Consider the following 25655-nt stretch of genomic DNA (forward strand, 5'->3'; position numbering starts at 1 on the left):
TCAGGCTCTCCCGAACAGGCCGTAAGGGCGTACCAGAATCACCACGGCCATCGCGCCGTAGATCATCAGGCTCGCACCCTGGGGCCAGAGTGTGGTCATCAGGCTTTGCACCACGCCCACCAACAGGCCGCCGACGAGGGCGCCGCTGAACGAGCCCATGCCGCCGATCACTACCACCACGAAGGCGACGCCGAGAATTTCCGGGCCGACAAAGGGCTGGGCCCCGCGTAATGGCGCGAACAGCACACCGGCGACGCCGGCCAGGGCGACCCCGAGGGCGAAGGTCATGGAAAACAGGCGAAAGATATTGGTGCCCAGCAGCGACACGGTTTCGGTGCTTTCACTGCCGGCCCGCACCAGGGCGCCGAAGCGTGTGCGCTCCAGCAGCAGCCACAGGCCCAGGCCCACCAGGCCGGAGAAGACGATCAGGAACAGGCGATAGTAGGGGTAGACGAAATCGCCGATCACCAATACCCCGCGCAACAGTTCCGGCACGGCAACACTTTTGCCGACTGGGCCCCAGATCATCACGCTGGCTTCCTGGATGATCAGCGCAATCCCCAGGGTCACCAGAATCTGGAACATGTGTGGCAAGTGGTAGATCCGCTGGATCAATAATCGCTCGATGGCCCAGGCCAGTGCGGCCACCACCAGTGGCGCGATCAGCAGTGCCAGCCAGAAGCTGCCGGTGAGGCTGACGGCGGTGTAGCAGATGTAGGCGCCCAACAGGAAAAACGCACCGTGGGCGAAGTTGACGAAGTTCAGCAGGCCGAAAATGATCGTCAGCCCGACCGCGATCAGGAAGTAGATCATCCCAAGGCCCAGGCCGTTGAGAATTTGGAACAGGTAAAGATTGAGCATGCAGGAGCCCTCGAACAGGAGGCCGCTGGCGCGACCCTGCCGTGTGTAACCGATAGTTTTTAGCGGATCAGCCGAGCACGCAGCCCGTGGCTTCCACCGGCGGGAATGACTGGCCGGCGCTAAGCACCTTGGCCAGGTCGTCCTTGTCAGCTATGTCGCCGGCCGCCTTGCCTACCAGCAGGTAGTAATCCTTGATCACCTGGTGGTCGCCGGCGCGGATCGACTCCTTGCCGGTCGGCCCTTCGTAACTCAAACCCTGCATGGCCTTGGCCACGGTGGGGCCATCGAAGCTGGCGGTGCTGAGGATGGTGTCGAGCATGACCTTGGTGCTGATGTAGTCGGCCGCCAGTGGGTAGGTGGGGTTGATGCCGTATTTGGCCTGGGTCAGCTTCACCAGCTCGCGGTTGAGTGGTGTGTCGACCTGATGCCAGTACTGCGCGCCGAGGTACACGCCTTCCAGCACATCGCTGCCCAACTCCTGGAACTGGTCGAGACCGGCAGACCACACCAGCAGCACCTTCATGCGCTCCTTGATGCCGAAGTTCACCGCCTGGCGCAGGGTGTTGGACGACTGGCTACCGAAGTTGAGCAGCACCAATACGTCGGGTTTGGCGGCGATGGCGTTGGTCAGGTAACCGGAGAACTCCTGCTCCTGCAATGAGTGGTAGCTGTTGCCGATATGCTCCAGGCCGTTCTCTTTGAGCACGGTCCTGGCACCTTCCAGCAATGCTTCGCCGAATACGTATTGCGGGGTGATGGTGTACCAGCGCTTGGCGTCCGGCAGCAGTTTGATCAGCGGGATGAGGGTTTCGCGGATCGCGCCGTAGGTGGGTACCGACCAACGGAAGGTCGCGCTGTTGCAGTCCTTGCCGGTGACTTCGTCGGCGCCTACCGGGGTCATGAACACGCCGCCGACCTTGGCCACTTCCTTGGCCACGGCCAGCGCCGAGGAGGACAGGGTGCAACCCTGGAAGAAGCGCGCGCCGTCCTGTTGAATCGCCTCCTGGACCTTGCGCACCGCCTTGCCGGCGTTGCCTTCGGTGTCGATCACCTTGTAATTCAGCGGTCGGCCCAACAGTTCGGGATGCTGTTGCACTGCCAGGCGCGAACCCATGTCGGCAAATTTGCCATAGCTGGCAAAGGCGCCGGACATGGACTTGAGGCCGTAAAAGGTAAAGGGCTCGGCGGCGAATGCACCGCGCACGCTCAGCGGGAGGCTGAGAGCGGCTGCGGCGGTAAGGCTGGCTTTCAACAACGTACGACGCTGCATGGGGTGACTCCCTGGTTTAATTATTGGCAGGAGTGGCAATGGCAAAACGGCGCATCACGGCCTGTGGGCAGGCCTTTTATTGGGGTAACTCGGTATGGCACGTGGTACTCGGCCCAATGTGGGAGCTGGCTTGTCGGGTTGGCGCACCGCTGCGATTGGGTCTACTTGATGTACCGAGGTGCCTGCATCGCAGGCAAGCCAGCTCCCACATCAGTGGCTGTGATCGAACTCCAGCAGAAAATGCGGGCTGACCTGACCTTCCAGCGCGGTCATGTGGTGCTCGGCGTCGCACATGTGTTCATGCATCAAGCTGCGCACGGCCGTTTCATCCTCGGCGCGAAAGGCGATCAACAACTGCTTGTGGTAATCGAGGTTCGCCGCGTCGAACTGCTTGCGCTTGGGCTTATAGGCCTTCTTCAGCACCACCAGGTCGCGCAGCAGGTCGTTGAGAAACTGCGCCATGAAACTCAGCAGCGGGTTGGGGCAGGCCTTGGCCAACAGGTTATGGAACTCAAGTTCTGCCAGACGCTGCTCACGCTGGCCGGCTTCGCTGTCTTCCGGGGCGCTGCAAAAGTCCACGTTGTCTTGCAGGGCGCGGTAGTCGTCTTCGCTCAAGCGGCCCAGCACCGACACGGCCAGCTCTACCTCAATGACCTTGCGCAGTTGGTACACCTGCTCGCCGTCCAGGTGCTGGAAGTGCAGGTAGTTACGCAAGGCGCGGCTGGCGGGTTCAGTCCCGGCCTGGTTCAGGTAGGCGCCACCGCTGGGGCCGGTGCGGGTGTTGACCAGTCCTTCGACCTCCAGCGCCTTGAGTGCTTCGCGGGCCGAGCCCTTGGAGCACTGGAAGCTTTCCATCAGCTCACGTTCGGTGGGCAAGCGGTCGCCGGGCTTCAAGGCATCGGTGACGATGGAGCGTTTGACCGACTCGACAATCACATCGGAAAGCTTCTGGCGTTTACGTCGCAGGGGGCGGCTGAGCATGTTTGTCATTTATCGTATTAATGCGGATAAATAGTACTTAATAGAGATTGGTGGAGGGCGTCAACGGAGGGGGTCGTTTTCAGTAAAGAAAGGTCGTAATCGGGGCCGGGCACCGTCATGACCGTCACTGCACAGGGTCGATCGTGGTGGCATCGTCCCGTGGACGAGGTATTCGCCGACCCACTGACTCACACACGCACTCGCCCCGCTGAACGACACGCCGTGCAGATAGGCCCCCTTGAGCAGTACCCGGCTGGCCGGCAGCGTTCGTTCAAAGGCCCAGGCGGCGCCGATGGCCGGGGCCTGGTCATCGAAATCAGCTTGCACCATCAACAGGTTTTCGAGTTCGGCCAAGCGTTTATGGGGCAGGGGATTGGCTGTACGGGGTGGCCATGCGGTGCACTGACGCCCTTCCAGGAAGCTCCCGGCGATGGGGTACTTCACCGCATATTCAGCTTCCGTCTGCGCCCAGAAGGCTTCGTTCGAGTAGACCGAGTCACTGCATAACATAGCGTTTCTCACCGACTCGGCCGCTGACAGGCGCAATGGCCCCGGCGTCGGGACATTGGGTTGGAGCGGCTCGCGAACGCGCTGCAACAACAGACCAAACAGCGACTTTGCCCGGTGTTCGATGACGGCTTCGGGGCTGAACACATAAGCCCGGGCGCGTGCCTGGAGTGTCAGGTCGTCGGCGTCCGGTGTTTCCTGCAACCAGCGGCTGAGCACGTGGGCGCTCATCAGGCCGGCGGGGTCGCTGTAGTAACGGTTATTGGAGCGTAACGCCGCGCGAACTGTGGGGTGCAATGCTAGAAACACTTGCCGTACTGCCTCCTGGGTATTGCCCAGTTGATAGACTTGCGGGTTGCTGGCAGCGGGAATGGCCACGAAGTGATCGAAGATTCGCTCTTTCTCCCGGGCAACGATCAAGCTTGCGTGTTCGAAGGACGACGTCCAGTCGATATTCGAGTCCAGCACCATGCGTCCGAGTTGCTCCGGGAACAGTCCGCCATACCAGGCGCCGAGCCATGTGCCGTAGCCGATCCCCAGGTAGTTGAACCGCAGTTCGCCCAGTTGCCTGCGCACAAACTCCAGGTCTCTGGCCGTCTGCTCGCTGGTGATATAGGGCGTCAAGGGATGTTTGGCACAGGCATCGGCGATGACCCGGGCGTTGTGACGCATCGCTGTCAGGTTGCGCTCGCTGCGGTCTTCAGTGACATCCCCTTGAGGCATGAGCGAGGCGTCGGATCGGCACTCCAGGCGTGATCCCGGCAGGTTGCCCAGCCCGCGAGGAGCGATTTCAATCACGTCATAGGTATCGGCCAGTGCGCGATAGGTTTTCCCCCAGGCGGGTTGCGTTGCGTAATGCTTCCAGACCGTTGCCAGATGCACGGCGAACGCGCCGCCAGCGTCGACCCCGGGCCCACCGGGATGGACGAACAGTGCGCCTTGGCGAGCGAGTGGTTGCTTTGCGCCAACACGTGTGATGTCGAAACTGAGGGTGCCCAAAGCGGGCGTGGCGTGGTCCAGTGGTGCGGTGACGATGCCGCATTGGGTCCTTTCAAGGACTTCGGGGTCCAATCGGTCGAGGGAAGGCCGGGTACACTCCAACAACCACTCGATGCCGGTTTTCGGCTGCTCGGTATCGGCATAGGCAATGGTAGGTGCCAGCACCGTCAGCAACAGCCCGCAGCCGACCGTGATGCCTCTTGTAACGTCATGGGGTTTCATCAGCGGTCCTGGGTTGCCATTTTTCAAGGCGACGTTTTACCAAGGACCGCTGGGGGAGGAATGTAGGCGCAAATAACGCTGGATGTAAGAAAGAGGACTTTTCTCAGGTTTCACTGGGGGTTCGGAATGAACGCCACACTGCCACCCGAGCGCTTGTGAAAATACCGCTCGCCATTGTCCGGCTGTGTCGTGATCACCTGATGGTCGTTGCCCAGGAACGCCAGCGGCGTCGGATCTTCCTTGGAGTACTGCGCGACGATGATCGTGCGTCGCGGGTCCCAGCGTTTGCCGCTGGTTTTTTCCAGCCAGGCCATGAAGGCGGCGCTGTCTCCTTGACGCGGGAAGTCCTGGCTTTCGGCGACGTAATAGAACGGTGCGCCGTTATTTTGCAGGTACATCGGCAGCTTGTTGTCCACTTCCACCATGACAAATTTCCACTCGTCCCAGGGGGCGCTTTTAACCGCTTGGGTTTGCACATCTTCGGCGAAGCGGGTAACGCCGCCGTTGCCGTTGGTCCACGGATAAATCACCCCGAGCACCAGCAGCATGACCCCGGCAGCAATGCCAAAACCCCAGCGCCAACCCGGCCCGCTGATCTTGCCGGCCGCACGCTTTTGGGCAATACGCTCGCTGACCCACCACGCCGCCAGTAATTGGGCGAACGGCACCAGAGGCAATACGTAGTAGCTTCGACGGCTGCCGCTGGCGGTGAAAAACACAAACAGCAGGCCCAGGCCCCAGACCAGCCAGCGGGTGTTGGGTTCGGTCTTGCGCCAGTGCCGCACGGCCAGCCACAAACCGAGTATCCAAAACGGTGCCCAGGGCAAGGTGTAAGCCGGGAGGTAAATCAGGTAGGTGTAAATCGGCCCCATGTGGTCGAAAGGATCGAAGAAGCGCACCACGTTTTCGCGAAATACCAGTTCCAGGCCGCTTTCACCGTAAGTCGGTGCGCCGTAGAGACGGGACAACACAAAGGGAATCGCATAAAACGCCCCGGCGATCACCACGGCCAGCAGCAGGCGCGGATTAAGGTGGCGCTTGTAACGCTGTTCGCTGAGCAGGTGCGGCAGCAGCACCAGGCCTGGCAGCACAAAACCGATCAAACCCTTGAACAGCGATGTAGCCGCCAGCAGCAGGAAAAATACGGTGTAGCGGCCCAGTCGGGTATCGTCCGGCCCGCGCCAGTACCACCAGACGGCTGCGAGCACACCGCACACGGTCAGCACATCTGCCGTGGCCACCCGGGCCCAGAAGATAAAGTAGAAGGTGGTCGCCAGCATCCAACCGGCAATCAGCCCGGTACCCTTACGGTACAGGCGCTCGCCAATCAGATAGACCAGCCAGATGCTCAGCCAGGCCGCGATCACCGAAGACAGGCGCAGTGACCAGGGGCCGAGGCCACCCATCACGTTGGCTGCGGCGGTGATCAGCCAATAAGAGGGCAGGGGTTTGTCGTAATAAGGCGCGCCCTTGAGGTAGGGATCGAAGTAATCACCACTTTGCAGCATCTGCAGGGCGATGTTCGCCCAGCGTGTTTCCGGCCCCCACAAGTCACGACTGCCCAGGCCCAGCAGCAGAATCACGGCTGACACGCCAAGCAGCAGGAGCAGTGCCCCTCGTTCGGTTTTCCAGAAGCTCATGGGGCGATTCCAATGCAGGTAAGGGTGGGGAGGCGGCAAGCCGGATCAAATGTGGGAGCGCAGGCGCTCCCACATTAGTACTGCTGTGTTACAGGGATTGCGGGTAAATGATGATTTCCAGGTTGCCCTTGTAATAGCGCTTGCCGCCCGGTGGCAGTTGCCCGGCTTCACGCATTTCGCTGGTGCTCTTGACCCGCATGATGACCCCCACCGAGCCTTGCCGACGGGCTTCGGCCAGCCAGGACTGGACGTTATCCAGGTCGACCTTGCGGTAGGCCGAGTCGGGGTAGTTGAGGCCATAGCGCAACTCGCCGACGGTGTCATAGAACGCCACCTCGGGCCGTCGCAGGCGCCAGGACAGGGCCGATGCGGAGTCCAGTTCATTGCTCAGCAGGGCGCGGGTCTGCTGCAGTTCGTCCAGGTGTTCAAGGATGAACTGGTCGGGCATTTCGTTATCCGTCACCACGGCAGGCATACCCACGGGCAGCAGGGCGACCAGCAGGCCGATGCCCAGGGCGGGCATCGCCCACAGGGTCAGCGGGCGCAGCACTTGCAACAAATTTGTCAGCATCCAACCCATCAATACGATGTAGGCCAGGGACAGGCTGAACATCTCACTGTGACTGTTGCCGTACAGCGGCCGGTCGACTTGCAGGTAAATCAGCACGACCATCGCCGCCAGGCCGATCAGGAAGTTGAGCAGGCCGTTGATGAACAGGGTCCGGGGTTTTGCACGGGTCACCAGGTCGATCAGGGTATGCCCCATCAGCAACGCCAGGGGCAGCAGGCACGGCATGATGTAGGTCGGCAATTTGCCTTTGCTCAGGCTGAAAAAGGCCAGGGGCAGCAGGAACCACAGGGCCAGGAAAACCATGGCCGGCTGGCGTTTTTCCCGCCAGGTGTTGATCAGCGTCGCCGGCAGCAATGCAGCCCATGGCAGGCAGGACACCACGATGATCGGCAGGAAGAACCACAAGGGTCGGGCATGTTGTGCGTTGTCAGCGGCAAACCGACGAATGTGCTCATGCCAGAAAAAGAAGCGCCAGTAGTCGGGCTCCTGGGCGTGCACCGCCAATGCCCATGGCAGGCATATCACTGCGGCCACCAGCATCGCCAATGGGCCGTAACGCAGCAGTTCCCCCAGCCGGCGCTGCCAGATCATGTAGGGCAGGGCGATCAACACCGGCAACAACCAGGCGAGAAACCCCTTGGTCAGGAAGCCCATGCCGCAGGCGACACCCAGCAGCGCCCAGCATGCGAGACGGCTGCGTTGGGTGCGGCTGTCGAGGGCAAACCACAGTGCGACCAGGCTCAGGTTGACCCAGAAGGTGAATTGCGGGTCGAGGTTGGAGTACCCCGCTTGCCCAGCCACCAGGCCAAAGCTCATGTAAAGCAGGGCACACGCAAAGCTTTTGCGTGGCTCGTTCCACAGGCGTCGGGCGATCAGGTAGGCCAGCAATACACTCAAGCCCGTTGTCAACGCCGAGGCGATACGTACCCCGAACAGGTTTTCGCCAAACACGGCCTGGCCGAGCGCGATCAGCCAGTAGCCCGCAGCAGGTTTTTCAAAATAACGTACGCCCATGAAGTGTGGAGACACCCAGTTGCCACTCATGAGCATTTCCTGGCTGATCTGGGCGTAGCGGCTTTCGTCTGGCGTCCATAGGCCATGCAGGCCCAGAGGCAACAGGTAGAACAGGGCGAATGCCAGTAGCAATAATGGCAGTGGTTTGATTCGGGTCATCAATCAGTGCTCCCCCACGCAGCGTTGGCGGAGATTCGACGTGTGTGTCGAATCCGCCATAGAACACGTGCCGGGGTTTCTCGGGTGGGCCAGGGGGATCAGGGGTAAAAACTCAATATAAAAAACAGTCACAGAGCGTCATTCCTTAAACAGTCTGTTAGTCGTTGGAGGGAACAAAGAACCACGCACAGCAGTCAAGCCGGTGCCAGGAGCGATGTCCAACAACATGCTGAAACTTTCCATCATGTCTAAAAACACTATTTGTTAGCTAGCTACTAAAGTGCCCAGCGTAAACATGCATTCGAACAGACAAAAATGCCATGTCATGGCTGTCTTCTTGCTGAACAAACAGGGCGTTGTTAGATGTAATTAAGTGTTTAAAGTTGTTTAAGCGCGGCCGGCCAGTCCTTTGTATTCATAACACCCAGTGCCTTGAGTTTGCCGTTGGCGTCGACCTTCACGAACAGTGCGCTGCCGTATTCGGCGTGAGCGGCGCGTGGGTAGCCGAGTTCCTTCTCCAGATCGCTGATGCAGGCACTGTGGGTCACCAGCAGCAGGTTGCGCCCGTTGGCTTTATGCGCAAGCAATTCGTCGGCCATGGCGTTGCCGCAGATGGCCAGGGGGCCAGGGGACAACTCGGTCTTGCCGAACATGAAGAGCGAGGTCTGCGCGGTACGTGTGGCGGGGCTGCTCAGCACATCGCTGTTGCTCATGCCCAGGGTTTGAAAGGCTTTGCCCACGGCCGTGGCAATGACAGTACCGGCAACGGTCAGGCCGTCTGCCGGGCCCAGGCAAGGGTTGCTGGAGCGGTCGCAGCGCTCCTCGTGGCGTATCAATACGATCAGGTCGCCGTCGCGCCAACTGGACACGACGCCCGAGCTGAGCATGCGATGGCCCACGCTCAAGTCCGGGGGCGTGGTTGGCCATAACATTACGCCAGCCACCAGCACGCCAATAACGGCAATACCCGCCAGGCTCAGCCAGAGCTTCTTGAGTCGTTTTACCGAAGCCCAGCGCGAGCGGGGTTTGGGCAGGATCAGGTCAACCACACTATTCACCATGGGCAGCTATCGGTAGCGTTGAATGAAACAGGCACAACTAACAGACGCAGGTTGCAACGGAGCAGGAGCCTGTCACAGCGCGGCTGTCTTTTTGCTGAACATCCCGATGTAAAAAAATATTTAGGTACGGCAACTAGCAAGTTGCAGATAACCGATTCGTTATCTGTGCACGGGGGGCAATTTAAAGCGTGGGAGGTTGGTGGCTAGTGAAATGAATGTGAAAAAATTGCGGTGGTTCATGGGGCTCTCCTTTGGCCCTGTGTTGTGACATAAAAATGTGACAACCGTTATTCTCTGCCTTCAGTCCAACGGCAGGTGGGTCTTTAAATGCTGCACGTGCAAGGTGTCTTCAAGCGCTACGGAACGCCCTCGGGACCATTGGAGGTTTTGACAGGTGTTGACCTCAAGCTCAGTGAGCGTAGCAGTCTGGCGCTGATGGGCGAATCCGGAAGTGGAAAAAGTACGTTATTGCACCTGGTAGCCGGGCTTGACCAAGTGGATCAAGGCACTATTCAGGTCGGTGAGCGGCGCCTGGACCGAATGACCGAGTCGCAACTGGCCCACTGGCGTCGCACCGAAATTGGCCTGGTGTTCCAGCAATTCAATCTGATCGGCAGCCTGCGGGTGGAAGACAACCTGGCGTTTCAAGCGCGTCTGGCGGGGCGTTTTGACCCGGTGTGGCAAGCGCAACTGGTGGAGCGCCTGGGGCTGGGGGATTTGCTCCAGCGTTACCCTGAACAATTGTCCGGTGGCCAGCAACAGCGAGTCGCCGTGGGGCGGGCACTGGCATCCCGGCCAGGGTTGTTGCTGGCAGATGAGCCTACCGGCAACCTCGACGAAGCCACCAGCGATGAAGTCCTGCAACTGCTGCTGGACCTGTTGCACGACAGCGCCACCAGCTTGTTGATGGTCACCCACAGCCCTCGAATCGCTGCGCGCCTGGACCGGCAGATGGTGTTGCATCGCGGTCATGTGGTCGCGGCGCAGGCCCGCTGAGATGCGGGTCATCTATTGGACGTTGCGCGCGCTGCTCAGCCATTGGCGTCGGCATCCGGTGCAGTTTTTCAGTGTATTGACCGGACTGTGGCTGGCTACTGCGCTGTTGACCGGCGTGCAAGCCCTCAACAGCCAGGCGCGTGACAGCTACGCTCGAGCCAGTCAGTTGATCGGTGGTGAACCCCAGGCCAGCCTTGTTGCGCCGGATGGGTCGAGTTTTTCGCAAGCACTGTTTGTGACGTTGCGCCGTACCGGGTGGCCGGTGTCTCCAGTGGTACAGGGCCGCGTGGTGCTCAAGGGCCACGAAGACCGGCGTTTGCAATTGATGGGCATTGACCCCGTGTCGCTGCCGGGAGGCGGATCACTCGCCGGGCAGACCCTGGACCGGGGGCAGATGGTTGCCTTCTTCAATCCGCCGGGCCGCACCTGGGTCGCTCCGCAGACGCTGCAAGCGTTGGGCTTGCGAGAAGGCGAGCAACCCCTGACAGCCAGCGGCCAGACGTTGCCGCCGCTGCATGCACAACCTGACATGGCCCCCGGCCTTTTGCTGACCGACATCGGCTTTGCCCAACCGTTGCTGGATATGCCTCAACGCCTGTCGCGGCTGCTGGTGGACAAGGCCTTTGCAGCGACTCATCCCGCTTTGCCAGAGGAGGTGAGTGGGCAACTGCAACTCAGGGCCGGTGAGGAAAATAACCTCGCGCGCCTGACCGAAAGCTTCCACTTGAACCTTGATGCCCTGGGTTTTTTGTCCTTTGTGGTGGGGTTATTTATCGTCCACGCGGCCATTGGCCTGGCCCTGGAACAACGCCGTGGTCTGTTGCGCACCTTGCGTGCCTGTGGGGTCAGCGCGCGGGTGCTGATCCTCAGCTTGAGCATTGAACTGGGTGGACTGGCCTTGTTGGGCGGGCTGGCCGGGGTCGCCAGTGGATACCTGCTGGCCAGCCTGTTGCTGCCGGATGTGGCGGCCAGCTTGCGGGGCCTGTATGGCGCCGAAGTGGCAGGGCAATTGAATCTCAGCCCATTATGGTGGGCCAGCGGCTTGGGCTTGAGCCTGCTGGGCGCCTTGCTCGCCGGGGCCGGCAGTGTGTGGCGGGCAGCACGCCTGCCGCTGCTGGCGTTGGCCAATGCCCAGGCCTGGCACCAGGCCCACGGGCGTTGGTTGCACCGTCAGGGTTGGGTGGCCGCCGTGGCATTATTGGTCGCGCTGTTGGCGCTGTGGTTGGGTGACAGTCTCGTCAGCGGTTTCATCCTGATGGCAGCGTTGCTGCTGGGGGCGGCGCTCGGTTTACCGGTGCTGCTCAACGTCCTGCTCAAGACGGTGCTGGGACGTAGCCGTTCGGTGTTGGGTCAATGGTTTCTCGCCGATTGCCGCCAACAATTACCGGCCTTGAGCCTGGCGTTGATGGCGTTGCTGTTGGCATTGGCGGCCAATATCGGCGCCGGCTCCATGACCTCGGGCTTTCGCCAGACCTTCGGCAACTGGCTGGAGCAACGGCTCACCGCCGAGCTGTACGTCAATCCGCAAAACCCGGCCCAGGCCGAGCAGTTGCAGCAGTGGCTGGCGCAACAACCCTGGGTGCAAGCGGTGCTGCCTGCCTGGCAAGTCCCGGTGCAATTGCAGGGCTGGCCGGCGGATGTTTTTGGTGTGGTGGATGATCCCACCTATCGTCAGCACTGGCCGCTACTGCAATCTGTGACGGGTGATCCGTGGGATCAGTTAGTGCAGGCCGATACGCTGATGCTCAGCGAACAACTGGCTCGCCGGTTGAAAGTGCAACTGGGCGATACGGTGACGGTCCCGACACCACAGGGGGCATGGACGCCCACGGTGGTGGGGATCTACGCCGACTATGGCAACCCCAAGGGGCACATCCTGGTCAACGCCCGGCATCTGTTGCAGCACTGGCCAGGATCATCTCCGGCGCGTTTCAACCTGCGGGTAGTGCCGGAAAATGTGCCGGCGCTGGTGCATGAGGTGCAAGCCCGGTTTGCCCTGGAAGACAGTCGTATCGTCGACCAACAGCAACTCAAGGGCTGGTCGAGCCAGGTCTTCGAGCGCACCTTTGCGGCCACCGCCGCTCTCAACAGTTTGACCCTGGGTGTGGCCGGCGTGGCGCTGTTCATCAGCCTGCTGACCCAGAGCCAAAGCCGCCTCGGCCAATTGGCGCCGTTGTGGGCGTTGGGGGTGACGCGACGCCAATTGATGCTGCTCAACCTGGGGCAAACCTGGCTGCTGGCGATGCTGACCCTGGTGCTCGCGTTGCCCTTGGGCTTGCTGTTGGCGTGGTGCCTGGATGCAGTGATCAATGTTCAGGCCTTTGGCTGGCGCTTGCCGTTACAGGTTTTTCCCTGGCAGTTGGCCCAGTTGCTGGGGCTGGCGATGCTTGCCACGTTGCTGGCCTCGGCCTGGCCGCTCTGGCAGTTGTACCGCAGTCGCCCGGCTGATTTGCTGAGGACCTTTGCCCATGAAGATTAAGTGCCTGTTGTGGATTTCACTGCTGTTGCTGAGCGCCTGCGATAAGCCGGCGCCGCCTGAAGAAAGCTTCGCCGGCCTTGGCAGCGACGCCGCCGACTTTGCCCAGGTAGTCCCCGGCAAGGTCTTCAGCTTTCCTGAAGATCACGGCCCCCATGATGGCTTTCGCATTGAGTGGTGGTACGTCACCGCCAACTTGAAGGATGCTCAGGGCAATCTTTTCGGTGTGCAATGGACCCTCTTTCGCAACGCCCTCAAGGCCGGGCCAGTGCAACCGGGCTGGCATGATTCGACGATCTGGCTCGGCCATGCCGCCGTCACCTCAGCCACCCACCACTACGCCGCCGAGCGCTACGCCCGAGGGGGTGTGGGGCAGGCCGGCGCTCAAGCGATGCCCTTCAGTGCCTGGATCGACAACTGGAGTTTCGCCACCCGCCCGGGCGCCGCGAGCACCTTGGCTGATATGCAGCTCAAGGCCGGTGATGGGCCTTTCAACTACGACCTGCACCTGACGTCCAGCCGGCCACTGGTCCTCCAGGGCGACAACGGCTACAGCCGAAAATCCGACCAGGGCCAGGCCTCGTACTACTACAGCCAGCCATTTTTCCAGGCCAACGGCAGCCTCACCCTGGAGGGCAAAACCTACCATGTCAGCGGCCCGGCCTGGCTCGACCGCGAGTGGAGCAGCCAGCCGCTGACGGCTAACCAGACTGGCTGGGACTGGTTCTCCCTGCACCTGGACAGTGGTGAGCAGTTGATGCTGTTCCGGGTGCGGCAGAAAGAAGGCGGGTCCTACCTGACCGGCACCTGGATCGACAAGGATGGGCGTACCCAGGTGTTGCACAGCCAGGACATCCAACTCACGCCGCTGACCAGTACCGAGGTCGACGGACGCAGTGTTCCTACGCGTTGGTCGTTGAAGGTGCCCGCTAAACAGCTCGACATCACCACTGAAGCGGTGAACCCGAAGGCGTGGATGAAGGTGAGCATTCCGTACTGGGAAGGGCCGGTGCGGTTTGAGGGGGGAGTGGGGTATTTGGAGATGACGGGGTATTAGTGTGGTGCCCATCGTGGTCTGTGGGTTCCTTCACCTATAACGCCCAAAATCCCAGTTGACCGAGGCTTGCGATCAGCTTCAAGCGCGAAGTCTGCCAATGATTCAATGTTTGTGTGTGTTGTTCCTCGGCATCAGCGTAAGCAGTTAATGCATTGAGCACCTCGACCATGCTGCCGACGCCGGAATGGTAACGACCTTGTATCACCTCAAGGGCTTGGCGCGATTGATCCACCAGTTCGCTGGTACGTTGCAAGCTTTGGGTCTCTGTGCTCAGGGTCTGATAGTGGGTCCAAAGGTCCAGTGCGACCTGCTGTTCGGCGTTGGCCAAATTGGCTTGCTCTGCTTCAACGCGGGCCTTCGCGTTGCGGATTTGGTAGGTACGTCCAAATCCGTCAAACAGGGGAATGGTTAGCTGCAGGCCAATACCATGACTCTGCTCACCCGTATCGCCATTTGTCATGTTACGCCCCTGTGACAAGTCGGCGGTGAATGCCACGCTGGGCAGTCCTGTTGCTCGGACCTCCTCGACGGCGGCATTGGCAGCCTGGAGCTGTGCCCGGGCCGCAAGGAGAGCTGGATGCTCCTGATGAGCTTGTGACAGTAACTTATCGATAGCTTTGACAAAGTGGGTGTCGGGCAGAGGTGTCGGGTCTACGGCCAGTTGCAAGGGTACGTTAGGCGACAGTCCCATGCGCAGGGCGATGGTGCCAATGGCATTGTGCAAAGCACCACGGTCGCGGACCTCGCGCAGGTGGGCCTGGGACAAGGCTGTCTGCGCCTGTAACCGCTCGGAGATGGCTGTAGTCCCGGCTTTGTATCGTGCGTCGGCGGCGTCGAGGTTTTGTGTCGCCAGGTTGGCAATTTGTACCGAGGCTGTCAGGCGGCGCTCGGCCGCCTGGGCGTCGTAATAGATCTGCGCCGCTTGAGCAAAGGCGTTCTGCAACGTTGCGTCTTGGTTGGCGTTAGCGGCCAGCAGCAATTGGTGAGCGTTACGCATGGCGGCGCTACGTCGGCCAAAGTCAAAGAGTACCCAGCTCAGTTCTAGGCTGGCAGTGTCATAGCGCCGATGTGCTCCGCCGAAACGATCTGTCTGGCCGCTGCTCAGGCGCCCATCCAGGCGAGGCAGATAGGCCGATTGGCTAAGACCGACCTGGGCGGCCTGAATCTTGGCATGGGCCCAGCTCAGCCGAGTTTGAGGATCCTGGCAGAGAATTCGCTCAATGACTTCGGCGAGAGGTAGTTGTTTGGGCAACTGACCAAACTGGCAGGACATGTTAGCGCGTACGTCGTCATGCACTGCCTGATGGCGCACGCCTTTGGTGGTACCCAAGATGCCCGGTTCATAGGCTTCTGCCGGCAGCGAACACCAAAGCAGGCAGGCCAGCAGTCCATGTAGCAGACGTCTCATGTAAAACACTCGGGCGTCATGCTGGATGCTGCTGATACCGCTATCTGCGCCGGGTGTTTTGTGTGCCGGTCCAGTCCCGATTTTCCGGCTTCCAGCCTGATGATGCGATCTGCGGAGGCAATAGTCTCAGGCCGGTGCGCGACCATGATTCGAGTGATACGCAAGTTCCTGATAGCTTGATTCACTTGTTGTTCACATGCGACGTCGAGGTGGCTTGTCGCTTCGTCGAGAAACAGGATTTTAGGTTTTTTGTACAGTGCTCTGGCCAGCAATATTCGTTGTTTTTGTCCCCCCGACAGTACTGTGCCCATGTCGCCAACCAGCGAGTTGTAACCCATCGGCATGGCCAGAATGTCAGTGTGAATCGAGGCGATCTGTGCACATTCAACTAACCACGGCATATCTACATGGGTATCGAAGAAACTGATGTTGTCTTTGAGTGAACCAGCAAATAGCACGTCATCCTGCAGTACTGTGCCAACCAGTTGGCGCAGTCCATCAAGACCCAGCTGTGCGAGCTCGATGCCGCCTATTCGAATCTGTCCTTGAGTCGGTGGCAATAGGCCCAGCATGACATTGAGCAGCGTGCTTTTTCCGCAACCGGAAGGTCCCACGATAGCGACTGACTCTCCTGCCGCAATATGCAGATCAAGGTTATTCAGCACCCACGGATCCTGTTCTGAGTAGCGATACTGCAAGCCTTGGATATCAATATTGGCCTCGCTTGCGGTCAACATCTGCGGGTCAATATCACCGTGAGTTTCCTCGGGAGGGTGCAGGACAATATCTGCCAGTCGCTCACCCTGTAGTTGCAACATTCGTAGCTCAAAGCACTTATCGATGAGGCTGCCGACCCGGCTATCAAATTGAGATTTGTACGCAATGAATGCCATCAACACGCCAACGCTGAATTGCCCCTTCATGACGGCTGTAGCACCCATCCAGATGACTAGCAGGTTTTCCGTACCGAACAGCAATCCGTTCATTTGCTGATAGAGCAGCTGTAGTTTTTGCGTGCGTAAGCCTGCGTTGATTTGCTCCACCAGTAGGCCCAACCAAGCCGAACGCCGCTCATCCTGGCGCTGGAACAGCTTCAGCGGGCGTATTCCACGCACCGTTTCTAGAAAATGACTTTGCTGGCGCGCAGCGTGGATGATCTGCTCTTCGGTCGCATTGCGTAGCGGGCGATACCACGCCCAGCGTCCCAGGGCGTAGAGCGTCATGGCGGTGATGGCAATGGCCGCCAACGGTGGGCTGTAGAGCATCATCATGGTCAAGGTGGCGATCGTCATCAGGCCGTCGAGAATGGCTGAGAGGAAAGCCGCCGTCAGGGTTCGCTGGATACTGTCTACGGCGCTAAAACGCGATACCACATCACCCAGATGACGTTTTTCAAAGTACTGCGTCGGCAGGCGTAACAAGTGACTAAAGACGTTGGCCCGCCATTGCACACTGAGCAGGGTACTCAGGTGCATCATGACCCAGGCACGTACGCCGCTGACGGCCTGTTGCATCAACAACAGGAGACCAAAACCCAGTATGAGAGTCACCAGCAAATCACTATCGGCACTAACGATCACGTTGTCGACGGTCCATTGCAGGAAGAACGGGCTGATGAGGGAAAAAATTTCCAGCGTGAAGGCCAGTGCGATTACTTGCAGCAGTGAGCGATATAAGCCGCTGATCCGCCCCATCATGCCCAGTAGCTTAATTCTCGGTTTGACCTCTTGTTTCTCGAAGCCTGCATCCGGCCATATTTCCAGGGCAACGCCGGTAAAGCAGCGGGAAACCGCTTCCCAATTCATCTGGCGCACTCCGTGCGCCGGATCGTGCAGGCTAATACCCCGCGAGTCGACAGACTTGAGTACGACGAAATGGTTGAAGTTCCAATGCAGTACACAGGGCAGTTTGAGTTGCTTCAGGCCATCCAGGTCCAGTTTCACTGCACGGGTGCCCATGTGTAGGCGATGGGCACTCTGAATCAGCTGTTTGAGTTCGACACCCTTGAGGGACACGCTGAAACGTTGTCGCAGGTCGACCATGTCCGTGCGGTAGCCATGGTATCCGGCGATCATCGCCAGGCAGGCCAGGCCGCATTCGGCTGCTTCGGTCTGCAACAACAGGGGAAGTCTGCGCCCCATGCGCAAGTTGATCGCATCGAAAAACACCATAGTCATCCTTCCTGGAGTTTGCCGGTCAGGCTGTAGAGCGGCTCAAGTACCCACTCATAAAGGTGCCGGGAGTCTTGCAAGATATCGGCCTCCAACAGCATTCCACTCTGTAGCGGTTGAGGGCTGCCGTAGGCCATGACGGCTTGTTCATTCAGGCGTACACGCAGTCGATATAATTGTTCACCACTCTGGGCGAGCCCTGGCACCTCGCCGACCCTGTTGGCCAGGTCCAGGACGGGTACTGCGGTACGGGAAATGGACAGTACCTCGCCTTGGTGCTGGCCAAACTTCTGGTAGGGGTAAGCCTGATAGCGAATCAGAACCGAGTCCCCGGGCTTGATGAATCCAACTGATCTGCTGGGGGCGTAGAGCTCCGCTTGCAGCTGCATATCAATCGGCATGATGCTCAACAGGGCACGTGAAGAGTCCACACTCTGGCCCACTTCAGCGAGCACTGCGGTAGCTATTCCGGTCCCCGGAGCTGTGATGAGAACGGTACGTTTGGCTTCACTTTCGGCGAGTTCTTGCTCCAGACTCGAGAGCTGGCGATGCAGGTGGGCCAGATCATTTTCCTGACGGGTCTTGAGCCCCGATAGTTGGTTATGCTGTTCGGTCAACTGTTGTTGCATTGAGGTGCGTTCGCGATCCAGGCTTTGTAACGTCTGACGCTCTGTGAGCAGTTCTGTCTGGCGCTGTTGGAACTGGTCCGTGGAGATGTAACCCTTTTCCATTAATCCCTGATAGCGTTCCGAAGCGTTACTGGCCACGGCCACCTGTGTTTTCTGGTTAGCCGCTTGCGCCGCTAAAGTCTTCAGCTCGGTGCGCAGGCTGTTAACTTTGCTCGTCAGGCTGTCGTGTTCTGCCTGCTGGAGTTTCTGAGTCTTCTCTATTTCAGCGAGCAGGGAGTCACGCTGTTGCCTTAACTGAAAGCTGACGCTGGCTTGTACAGGATCGGAATTGGAGCCGTAACGCTCACTGGAAATGCTCAACAGCGGATCTCCGCGGGTCACGGGTTGGCCTTCGAACACGAGCTTCTCCAGCACAACACCCATTTGTGGGGTATGCACTTTTATCTGGCCGTTGGCCGGAACCAGTTGACCGCTCACCGTGCTTCGTTTGGTGTAGGAGCCCCAGACAAAAAAGCTGACTACCAGAACAGCCAGCGCTCCGGCAAACAAAGTGAGAAATATAAAGGAGGTAGGACGGATTAATACGATTTCACCTAGCCATTTGACCTGCTGCGCCTCAGATGCCGCTGTACGAAAGAGGGGGGCACTCACGAATAGTCCTCGATGTTTAAAAATTGAATGATGTGGAGTGAAAAATGTTCAGCTATGGAGCGGAAGTAGACCTGTTTCATGGGTGGACCACTTCATTTCTCCCGAGACCTTAATAGTTGTGCAATGGCATCACAAAAATCATAAGTGTCTCCTGATACGGCTTTTGAAAAGTGAGTACGGACGGCTGTGAACTCGTCGCACTCATGCAAGTTAAGGTGGCAGAACTCGTTGTTATATATCCAGCTGCCATTCTCCAGTTGCAGATATTTTATGACGCTCTGGAACAGCTTTACTGCGGCGCACGAAATTTCAATTTCTGTGTTGACCTTTCTGAGTTTTATCAAGTTGTTGGTGACGGCCAATCGGCATCGATAAACGATGCGTCTATCATATAGGGGAGGCGTTTCGATCCGCTGCTTGGCATCCTTATGGATACTGTCGAAGTAGTGCGTGTCACCTGAAAGGTATTTAGCGTTGTAGAGAGCGTGGGTAATGGTAATGCTGCCATGGACACTTTCCAGCTGTAGCAGTCTTTGCAAATGGCGGGTATCCATAATGGCCACCTGTATAGGGAAGGTAGTAATGATCTGCTCACGTAGTGGTTTATTGACTCTTTCGTCGATGACATAGATGTCGACATCGGAGTACTCGCCAAATCGACCCGATGAGTAAGAGCCAGTGACAAAGGACACGAGGCAGCTCTTGTGCCGCGCACGCACATAGGCGCGCGCGGCGGACAGAGCATGTTGTTGTCCTCCCAGGTTTTTTTCGGCCCTGAAGTGCTTGTTGGTAACCAAGTCTTCAGGGAGTATTTTTTCGAAGTGGGTCATGGTGCTATGCTTTTACTGATGATGTAGGGTGCTGCATAGACGATACAAGAGGTGGTGATAAGTCCTGTAATAACACTGAATTTCAGAGAGGCCTTTCTTTCTCCTTCTTCAAGTGTAAATGTCAGGTGCATAAGGAAAATAGATAGAGCGAAAATTGACATTGTGATTTCATATTTATGGGGGCCGCAGATAAAATGGTATGAGGGTATTGTAAATGCTAGTATTCCAAGTCGTGCTGCCAGTGCCTTACTGAATATGGATCTCATGAATATTCTCGTGTTCTCGTGTTCTCGTATTAGTTAGCTTTCGCACATCATGTTTTCCGGGTCACTTTCACTAAATTCGTCATAAATTTCCGCGCCAACAATAGCTCCAATCGCTATTCCGATAGTTCCACCAATTGCGATGCCTAGGGAAATACCTACGGGTCCACCTATTATTCCAATCCCGGCGCCTATGGCGGCTCCACCTGCACCCATCTGTTGAGCCATACTAACTGCAGCATCTCCCCGATCGCCTCCTGAAACAGCATTTATCTCATCAAGGGTCAACTCTTTAAGGTTGCAGTGAGCAAGGTTCATATCGGATTTCCTTTTCTATATTGAATTGATGTCAGTAGGTGGTGCAGTGAGAGAGTGATGGACGTTTATGACTTTTTTAATTATTTTTAGTTTAAGTAGTGTTAAATTTTCTGCTTGAATGATTGATTGAGAAGTGGATGTAATCTTTGAGGGTTTTAACTGTAGGATTAATTCCCAATATGAATGTCATATCTGCAATTGCAGTACTGAGTTTGTGGCCAGAATGACAACTGGGCTTCACCGTGTTTTCTCGTGTGCCTTGCGGTAGATCTGCCACAATCAATGCAAAAAATACTGTACATATGTACAGTTTTATCCTACATTCCATCCCCGGTGACTCGGATGTCACCGAGCACCTCAGCGTCAAATTTTTTAACTATGGATGGATAAAAAATGCACTCGAAAAAAGCCTTTATGCTGGGCGCGGTCATGGCCGCTTCCTGCTTTGTTTCGGCCTTTGCCCTGGCCGAGCAATACCCTCAACTGACCCAGAAAACGGCTCGGCCTGCTGACAAACAGGGCCTGAAGCAAGGCGCAAAAGTAGCGGTCCACAAGGCTTCTGCTGAGCTGAAGCAGCAGTTGCAAGCCGCTTCCCAACTGAAAAAAACCACCCTCAATGCCAAGCCAGTGGCCAGTGCCGCTGTGGTTGAAGGCAGCGCTGCACGTGCGCCGGCCATCAAGGTGCTCAAGCAAAGCGCGAGTCAGGCCGGTGTGGCGCAGGTTGCCAAGGCTGCGCTGGTGGCAGGGTGTGAAACCACGCTGGATATCAACGTGCTTTACCCGGTGGACGGTGTGCAAACCGGCGACCTGCTGTGCTACCACTTCAACGTGCCGCAGAAATCCCGGATCAATGCCCTGTTGATTGGTCAGAGCGAAGGCACCGACATGTCGTTGACCCTGTTCCAGGACGATGGCCAGGGTAATCCGATTCCCCTGGTGACTTCCGACAACCCGGGCACTGCCGATGAAAGCATTGGCGGGGTGGTGTCAGCCGGTGATTACTATTGGTTTATGGAGACCAAGGCGGCAGTGGCCGGGTCAACGTTCCAGTTCGGTGTCGCGGTGGACAGCAATATCGATGACTTCGAGCCCAATGACACGCCGGACACCGCCTTCCAACTGCCGGATACATTGAACTTCCTCAGCGCCAACGCTGACACCCTGGATGATGTCGATTACTTTGACTTCACGGCGGTGCGTGGCCAGGCGGTCGGTATCGCGCTGACGGCTGACGCGGCGAGCGGCAGTACCCGTGGCAAGTGGATTCTCGAGCGATTCGATGGCACCCAGTGGGTGACCCTGGGCGCGAATATCCCGACGACGACGGTCTCCAGTCCAGGCGTCAATGGTGTGGTCAAGGTTCGGGTGCGTCCCAATCAACACCCCAATGAGCCGTGGAGCCCGAACGGTAAATACACCCTGTCGTTGGGTTCCAGCCCCCGCATGAACAGCGGTGAGGTCAAGGGCGAGCCCACTGTGATTCGCGCTCCCGGTTCCAGCCCTTATGGTTTCATGACCACCCAGGCCTACCGGACGCTGAACTGGTCGATGAACCTGTCGGACAGCACCGGCGCGCCGTTGGTGGGGTTGCACCCGATCCTGTTCCTCGACCAGCACATCAATCCGAACACTGGCGACATTCTCTACAAGGCTTATCCGGCAACCACCAACAGCAGTGGCCAGGCGACGTCTACCGTCAACCTGGGGACGTGCTTCGGTGACTTCGAAGCGACCTCTGTCGACTATTCGATGGGCTACAACAATACCTGGCGTACGGAGTACAACTTCGGCGTGTGGCGCATGGGTGTGCTGGAGTTCCCGGGTATTGGTATCGGTGGCGACAACGTGCAGTTCGTCACCTTCGGGCACCTGTGCAAGCAAACCCTGATCAGCAGCACCAAGAGCTGATTTGATGTAGCGATTCCGGGGATACAGGCCTTGCGGTCTGTATCCCTTTTTTGTCTCTAGGGTTTCAGTGCAACCTGCAGTGGCAGCCGCGCCATGCTGGTGTTCTTCAATGAGCCCAGGTACAGCCAGTCGCCGTACTCGCGGGCGGTGGTGATAGGCGAGTAATTACCCGGGCCGCCATCTTGCAGATTGGCGACCACCTTGCCGTTGACGTCCAGCCCCAGCACAAAGGCCCGGTGCTCGACCGGCTTGGGCACCACCATCAGCGCCCGCACCATGACTTTGCGCATCAAGGGATAACCCGCGAACCCGTCCAGCAGTGGATTGCGCGGGGAATACAGGGCGACCCAGAAACGGTCCCGGCCATTGAAACTGAGGTTATCCGGCAGCCCTGGCAGGTTATCGATAAACAGGTCGTGATGGCCGGCTTTATCGCCTTTGAGCCAATAGCGGCTGATGCGGTAGGCGCCGGTTTCATTCACCAGCACGTAGTCTTCGTTTGGACCCAGGGCGACACCGTTGGCGAATTGCAGTTGGTCCAGCAGCACCTCGGTATGACCGTTGCTGAAGTCGTAGCGCAGCAGCCGGCCGTCGCCACCGTGTTCGATCACCGCCTCACCATCCTGCCCATAACCCCAGCGGCTCGATGCGTCACTGAAATAGGCATAGCGCCCGGCAGTGTCCACCGTTACGTCATCGGTAAAACCAAAAGGCAGGTTGTTGGCGCTGCTGCTCAGGGTGGTCAGTGTGCCTTGGGTGTCGAGGGCGAGCAGGCCCTTGATGCCGTCGGCGATGATCAATCGACCGTCCGGGTGTTGCGCCAGGCCGAGGGGGCGGCCCTGGGTGTCGGCCAATACCTCCAGTGCCTGGCTATCGGGCGAGGTGCGGATGATGCGCCCGTCATGCAGACCGGTGATGAGAAAACCTTGAGTATCCAGCAGCAGGGCTTCGGGGCCTGCGATGCCCTGGGCACCGACCCTTTGCACGTTCTTGAGGCGTTGGTTTTGTGCATAAGGTCCATCCTTCATCGACGGTGCCTTGGGCGGCGACCAGTTGACCGGCTGGACCTTGGTGGGCATCAGCAGCAGGAAGGCAATAACGGCGATCAGGATCACCAGCAGTAGATGCCGAACTTTTCGTGGACGGGTGTTCATGGTCGTTCCTGGCTGTCATTGGGCTCTTGGGTGGCGGGCTCCCAGTGCAGGGTGCCGAACAGGTAGTCCATCAATGGCAGGACGATGTTGAAGTTGCGTCCCTGCATCAGTTCGCGGCGGTGATGCAGGGCGTGCAGTTGGCGCATCTGGCGGATCCAGGGGAGGCGGGCCAGAGGATGGGTGTCGTGAAGGTGTTCGCAGGCGTGGAAGATTTCGTAGAGCAGGTAGCCGAGGATCATACAGCCGGCAAACAGGCCGGCGACGTTGGGGTTCAGTTGTTTGAGCAGCCACCAGGCGGGGAGGGTAATGGCCAGGCTGTGGAGGATGATCAGCCAGGCGGGGAACAGAATGACGCGCCAGTCTTTTGCGCTTTGGTAGGTCATGTGGCCAGGGGTGAAGAAACTGTGGTGGTCACCGGTGTGGCGGGCGTAGAACAGTTTGGCTAAGGCGTATTTGTGGTGGCCCAGGTGACGATGGACGAGGTAGATGCACAGGTTGAAGAACACCAGGGACAGGGGGATGGCCAACCATTCCAGCGGATGAATCTGGTGGGCGGTGGACCAGAACAGTGTGATGCAGAGCAGGCCATAGCCCAGCACGAAACCGGCGTGGAGCCAGGGGTTGTAGCGGGGGTGGACGCTGGCTCGGTAGCGGGTGCGGAAGGCCTCGGTGGGGTGCGGCATGGGCGTGGCTCGTTGTGGTTTTTTTGGGTGGAGTGAGCTTAGTTGGTTGTGGGGATTATGCGAGTTCGTAGCTTGCACCCCCCGGGCCCCGACTCTAAGCTCCACCACTTCAGCCCCTAGCGACGCGTAAACCATGCCCACCCCGAGACCCTCGTTGACCCTCACCCTGCTGCAAGCTCGCGAAGCGACCATGGCTTTCTTCCGGCCGCTGCTCAACGAGCACGACCTGACCGAGCAGCAATGGCGAGTCATCCGCATCCTGCGCCGCCAAGGCGAGCTGGAAAGTCATCAACTGGCCCAATTGGCTTGTATCCTCAAACCCAGCATGACCGGTGTGCTCGGGCGGCTGGAGCGTGACGGTATTGTTCGCCGCCGCAAATCCTCTGAAGACCAGCGCCGGGTGTTCGTCGCCCTGACCGAGCTTGGGCAACAGCGCTTCGTCGACATGAGCGAGGGGATGGAAAGTAATTACCTGAAGATCCAGGAACAGTTCGGCGAGGAGCAACTTGAACAACTGATGACGTTGCTCGAAAAGCTCAAAGGCATCAAACCCTGACGTTACCTATTGCACACAAGGAATGGCGATGCAGAGAAGGACCATAAACCCTCCAACCGTTTTCAACTCCCTGCAATACGGATTCAGCCAGGCTATTGAGGTGCGCGATGGTCGGCGAATTTTGTTGTCCGGCCAGGTGGGTGTGGATGCAGAGGAGAACACCGTGGGCCCGGGTATTGCCGAGCAGACCGCTGCGGCGCTGGATAACATCGAGAAGGTCCTGGCGGCGGTCGATGGCAATCTGTCCCATGTGATCATGTTGCGTCTGTATATCGTCGAGTCTGCCCGTGATCAGCAGGAACCTATCGCCGTGGCCTTGCGTGAGCGTTTTTCACAAAGCCCGCCACCATCGTCGTGGATTATCGTCAGCGGTTTGTCGCTGCCGCAATGGTTGATCGAGATTGAGGCCGAGGCGTTGATTCCCGATTGATCTGGAAAAAATAGCGAGGTGTTTCGAAGGGTGTCTGTAAATACATGTGCGGTGAACTGTGTTTTACAGCGACCATCAGCGCTCTTGTTTGAAATGATACTTCCATACAGGGCTTAATGGTCCTCGGGTACCGGCAGGTCCTTTTTTCGATCTATGGCCAGTTCGGTCAGCGCAATCATTCGTTCATAACGTACAAGGGATACTTGGACAAAGATGCAAAGCGGAATGACCAGGATGGTGGAGTACGCCAGGGCATATACCCAATCAGGCTGTGAGTCCAATTTGGGAATTGCAGTCATGAAGGCCAGCAGTCCCGGCAATATGCCAATCTTCTCGATCGGGCCGGCAACCATCGTCGTACGCCTTTCAAAGCTTGCCCGTTCACTTTTGAGTTCCAGGACGCCGAGCTTCAGGGTCGCGGCGGACAGCTCGCAGAACGAGTCGAGATATTGACCATCTGTTTGCATTGGAACTTTAACGTTGATATTGAGCAAGTTGGAAAACGGCGCGCGATAAGTATTCTTGAGCGCCGATCGGTACAGCCAGGCTCCCAGAAGTGGAGACAACAGTATCGTCAGGTAGGAAATACCCAGCAGGGTCCAGCTTAAGATGAACAGCTCCCGCCATTCCCCGAGCCACGCAACAACTCCGACAGCGATGGACAGCGCAGCGGGTGCACAGAGCGCCCACCAGAAAACGTGATTACTCAATCGATAGGCCGCTGTGGACTTCGCTTCCTGTCTTTTTACGCGATGGCGATCTTTTTCGGCCTGTTCCAGAGCTGCATGTATCTCGAAAAAGCGCTCAATTTCTTCTTGCATGGACGGTCTTTTGACTCCA

21 protein-coding genes are annotated in these 25655 nt (G+C 58.3%); 6 read left to right on the forward strand and 15 right to left on the reverse strand.

Going from position 1 to position 25655, the window contains the following annotated elements; genetic code table 11:
- The 7 genes from GNF76_RS24500 to pmrG all read right to left on the reverse strand — a co-directional run bounded on the left by GNF76_RS24500 (position 1) and on the right by pmrG (position 9285).
- Positions 1 to 861, reverse strand: coding sequence for a branched-chain amino acid ABC transporter permease (locus GNF76_RS24500; RefSeq protein ID WP_155585659.1), 861 nt, complete (start codon positions 859 to 861; stop codon positions 1 to 3).
- A gap of 67 nt (positions 862 to 928) precedes the next feature.
- Positions 929 to 2131 (reverse strand): ABC transporter substrate-binding protein, encoded by a 1203-nt coding sequence (locus tag GNF76_RS24505; RefSeq protein WP_155585660.1) that lies wholly within the window; start codon positions 2129 to 2131, stop codon positions 929 to 931.
- Between the two features lie 210 nt (positions 2132 to 2341).
- Positions 2342 to 3112, reverse strand: coding sequence for a FadR/GntR family transcriptional regulator (locus GNF76_RS24510; protein ID WP_155585661.1), 771 nt, complete (start codon positions 3110 to 3112; stop codon positions 2342 to 2344).
- Positions 3113 to 3172: 60 nt separating this feature from the next.
- Positions 3173 to 4840, reverse strand: coding sequence for an alpha/beta fold hydrolase (locus tag GNF76_RS24515; protein ID WP_155585662.1), 1668 nt, complete (start codon positions 4838 to 4840; stop codon positions 3173 to 3175).
- Positions 4841 to 4950: 110 nt separating this feature from the next.
- Complete coding sequence (locus GNF76_RS24520; RefSeq protein ID WP_155585663.1) at positions 4951 to 6480, reverse strand: ArnT family glycosyltransferase; 1530 nt, start codon at positions 6478 to 6480, stop codon at positions 4951 to 4953.
- 88 nt (positions 6481 to 6568) lie between these two features.
- Positions 6569 to 8224, reverse strand: coding sequence for a lipid IV(A) 4-amino-4-deoxy-L-arabinosyltransferase (gene arnT / locus GNF76_RS24525; protein ID WP_155585664.1), 1656 nt, complete (start codon positions 8222 to 8224; stop codon positions 6569 to 6571).
- Between the two features lie 377 nt (positions 8225 to 8601).
- Positions 8602 to 9285 carry a lipopolysaccharide core heptose(II)-phosphate phosphatase PmrG gene (gene pmrG, locus GNF76_RS24530; protein ID WP_155585665.1) on the reverse strand — a complete coding sequence of 228 codons (684 nt, stop codon included), beginning with the start codon at positions 9283 to 9285 and terminating at the stop codon, positions 8602 to 8604.
- Between the two features lie 327 nt (positions 9286 to 9612).
- On the opposite strand from pmrG, the gene GNF76_RS24535 reads away from it, so the two are divergent.
- Genes GNF76_RS24535 through GNF76_RS24545 form a run of 3 tightly spaced genes read left to right on the forward strand, consistent with a single transcriptional unit; the run spans position 9613 to position 13814 of the window.
- Positions 9613 to 10281, forward strand: a complete 669-nt coding sequence (locus GNF76_RS24535; RefSeq protein ID WP_155585666.1) for an ABC transporter ATP-binding protein — start codon at positions 9613 to 9615, stop codon at positions 10279 to 10281.
- 1 nt (position 10282) lies between these two features.
- Positions 10283 to 12760, forward strand: a complete 2478-nt coding sequence (locus GNF76_RS24540; protein ID WP_155585667.1) for an ABC transporter permease — start codon at positions 10283 to 10285, stop codon at positions 12758 to 12760.
- Entirely contained in the window at positions 12750 to 13814 is a 1065-nt protein-coding gene (locus GNF76_RS24545) for a lipocalin-like domain-containing protein (RefSeq protein ID WP_155585668.1), read from the forward strand. Before GNF76_RS24540 ends, GNF76_RS24545 begins: the two co-directional genes overlap by 11 nt.
- A gap of 34 nt (positions 13815 to 13848) precedes the next feature.
- Here GNF76_RS24545 and GNF76_RS24550 read toward each other — a convergent pair whose 3' ends face one another.
- The 5 genes from GNF76_RS24550 to GNF76_RS24570 form a co-directional block, all read right to left on the reverse strand.
- Entirely contained in the window at positions 13849 to 15222 is a 1374-nt protein-coding gene (locus GNF76_RS24550) for a TolC family protein (RefSeq protein WP_155585669.1), read from the reverse strand.
- Positions 15219 to 17393, reverse strand: a complete 2175-nt coding sequence (locus GNF76_RS24555) for a peptidase domain-containing ABC transporter (protein ID WP_155585670.1) — start codon at positions 17391 to 17393, stop codon at positions 15219 to 15221. The genes GNF76_RS24550 and GNF76_RS24555 overlap by 4 nt, the downstream gene beginning before the upstream one ends.
- Positions 17394 to 17395: 2 nt before the next feature.
- Positions 17396 to 18673 carry a beta-barrel domain-containing protein gene (locus GNF76_RS24560; protein ID WP_178123541.1) on the reverse strand — a complete coding sequence of 426 codons (1278 nt, stop codon included), beginning with the start codon at positions 18671 to 18673 and terminating at the stop codon, positions 17396 to 17398.
- Between the two features lie 92 nt (positions 18674 to 18765).
- Positions 18766 to 19503: a nucleotidyltransferase domain-containing protein gene (locus GNF76_RS24565; protein WP_155585671.1), complete on the reverse strand. Its 738-nt coding sequence runs from the start codon at positions 19501 to 19503 to the stop codon at positions 18766 to 18768.
- 299 nt (positions 19504 to 19802) lie between these two features.
- Entirely contained in the window at positions 19803 to 20084 is a 282-nt protein-coding gene (locus tag GNF76_RS24570) for a hypothetical protein (RefSeq protein WP_155585672.1), read from the reverse strand.
- A 393-nt stretch (positions 20085 to 20477) separates the two neighbouring features.
- On the opposite strand from GNF76_RS24570, the gene GNF76_RS24575 reads away from it, so the two are divergent.
- Positions 20478 to 21992, forward strand: a complete 1515-nt coding sequence (locus GNF76_RS24575) for a cell envelope integrity TolA family protein (protein WP_155585673.1) — start codon at positions 20478 to 20480, stop codon at positions 21990 to 21992.
- Positions 21993 to 22048: 56 nt separating this feature from the next.
- On the opposite strand, the gene GNF76_RS24580 is transcribed toward GNF76_RS24575, so the two are convergent.
- Both GNF76_RS24580 and GNF76_RS24585 read right to left on the reverse strand, forming a co-directional pair.
- Positions 22049 to 23146, reverse strand: a complete 1098-nt coding sequence (locus tag GNF76_RS24580) for an SMP-30/gluconolactonase/LRE family protein (RefSeq protein WP_155585674.1) — start codon at positions 23144 to 23146, stop codon at positions 22049 to 22051.
- The gene (locus tag GNF76_RS24585; RefSeq protein WP_155585675.1) at positions 23143 to 23829 is read right to left on the reverse strand and encodes a sterol desaturase family protein; all 687 of its coding nucleotides are present in this window, start codon (positions 23827 to 23829) and stop codon (positions 23143 to 23145) included. The genes GNF76_RS24580 and GNF76_RS24585 overlap by 4 nt, the downstream gene beginning before the upstream one ends.
- Before the next feature lie 133 nt (positions 23830 to 23962).
- Here GNF76_RS24585 and hpaR point away from each other — a divergent pair, with 133 nt between their 5' ends.
- Together hpaR and GNF76_RS24595 are read left to right on the forward strand one after the other, a co-directional pair.
- A complete protein-coding gene (hpaR, locus tag GNF76_RS24590; RefSeq protein ID WP_155585676.1) occupies positions 23963 to 24385 on the forward strand; it encodes a homoprotocatechuate degradation operon regulator HpaR in 423 nt (140 codons plus the stop codon).
- Positions 24386 to 24413: 28 nt separating this feature from the next.
- Positions 24414 to 24815 (forward strand): RidA family protein, encoded by a 402-nt coding sequence (locus GNF76_RS24595; RefSeq protein ID WP_155585677.1) that lies wholly within the window; start codon positions 24414 to 24416, stop codon positions 24813 to 24815.
- A 113-nt stretch (positions 24816 to 24928) separates the two neighbouring features.
- Here the strand turns inward: GNF76_RS24595 and GNF76_RS24600 are convergent, their stop codons facing one another.
- On the reverse strand, positions 24929 to 25636 hold the full coding sequence (locus GNF76_RS24600) for a hypothetical protein (RefSeq protein WP_155585678.1): 708 nt from the start codon (positions 25634 to 25636) through the stop codon (positions 24929 to 24931).
- Positions 25637 to 25655 lie beyond the last annotated feature (19 nt).

The organism is Pseudomonas spelaei (genome assembly GCF_009724245.1).
Taxonomy (GTDB): Bacteria; Pseudomonadota; Gammaproteobacteria; order Pseudomonadales; family Pseudomonadaceae; genus Aquipseudomonas; species Aquipseudomonas spelaei.

Coding starts and splice junctions, on each gene's coding strand:
- GNF76_RS24500 (WP_155585659.1), bottom strand. CDS start 861: ATGCTCAATCTTTACCTGTTCCAAATTCTCAACGGCCTGGGCCTTGGG.
- GNF76_RS24505 (WP_155585660.1), bottom strand. CDS start 2,131: ATGCAGCGTCGTACGTTGTTGAAAGCCAGCCTTACCGCCGCAGCCGCT.
- GNF76_RS24510 (WP_155585661.1), bottom strand. CDS start 3,112: ATGCTCAGCCGCCCCCTGCGACGTAAACGCCAGAAGCTTTCCGATGTG.
- GNF76_RS24515 (WP_155585662.1), bottom strand. CDS start 4,840: ATGAAACCCCATGACGTTACAAGAGGCATCACGGTCGGCTGCGGGCTG.
- GNF76_RS24520 (WP_155585663.1), bottom strand. CDS start 6,480: ATGAGCTTCTGGAAAACCGAACGAGGGGCACTGCTCCTGCTGCTTGGC.
- arnT (WP_155585664.1), bottom strand. CDS start 8,224: ATGACCCGAATCAAACCACTGCCATTATTGCTACTGGCATTCGCCCTG.
- pmrG (WP_155585665.1), bottom strand. CDS start 9,285: ATGGTGAATAGTGTGGTTGACCTGATCCTGCCCAAACCCCGCTCGCGC.
- GNF76_RS24535 (WP_155585666.1), top strand. CDS start 9,613: ATGCTGCACGTGCAAGGTGTCTTCAAGCGCTACGGAACGCCCTCGGGA.
- GNF76_RS24540 (WP_155585667.1), top strand. CDS start 10,283: ATGCGGGTCATCTATTGGACGTTGCGCGCGCTGCTCAGCCATTGGCGT.
- GNF76_RS24545 (WP_155585668.1), top strand. CDS start 12,750: ATGAAGATTAAGTGCCTGTTGTGGATTTCACTGCTGTTGCTGAGCGCC.
- GNF76_RS24550 (WP_155585669.1), bottom strand. CDS start 15,222: ATGAGACGTCTGCTACATGGACTGCTGGCCTGCCTGCTTTGGTGTTCG.
- GNF76_RS24555 (WP_155585670.1), bottom strand. CDS start 17,393: ATGGTGTTTTTCGATGCGATCAACTTGCGCATGGGGCGCAGACTTCCC.
- GNF76_RS24565 (WP_155585671.1), bottom strand. CDS start 19,503: ATGACCCACTTCGAAAAAATACTCCCTGAAGACTTGGTTACCAACAAG.
- GNF76_RS24570 (WP_155585672.1), bottom strand. CDS start 20,084: ATGAACCTTGCTCACTGCAACCTTAAAGAGTTGACCCTTGATGAGATA.
- GNF76_RS24575 (WP_155585673.1), top strand. CDS start 20,478: ATGCACTCGAAAAAAGCCTTTATGCTGGGCGCGGTCATGGCCGCTTCC.
- GNF76_RS24580 (WP_155585674.1), bottom strand. CDS start 23,146: ATGAACACCCGTCCACGAAAAGTTCGGCATCTACTGCTGGTGATCCTG.
- GNF76_RS24585 (WP_155585675.1), bottom strand. CDS start 23,829: ATGCCGCACCCCACCGAGGCCTTCCGCACCCGCTACCGAGCCAGCGTC.
- hpaR (WP_155585676.1), top strand. CDS start 23,963: ATGCCCACCCCGAGACCCTCGTTGACCCTCACCCTGCTGCAAGCTCGC.
- GNF76_RS24595 (WP_155585677.1), top strand. CDS start 24,414: ATGCAGAGAAGGACCATAAACCCTCCAACCGTTTTCAACTCCCTGCAA.
- GNF76_RS24600 (WP_155585678.1), bottom strand. CDS start 25,636: ATGCAAGAAGAAATTGAGCGCTTTTTCGAGATACATGCAGCTCTGGAA.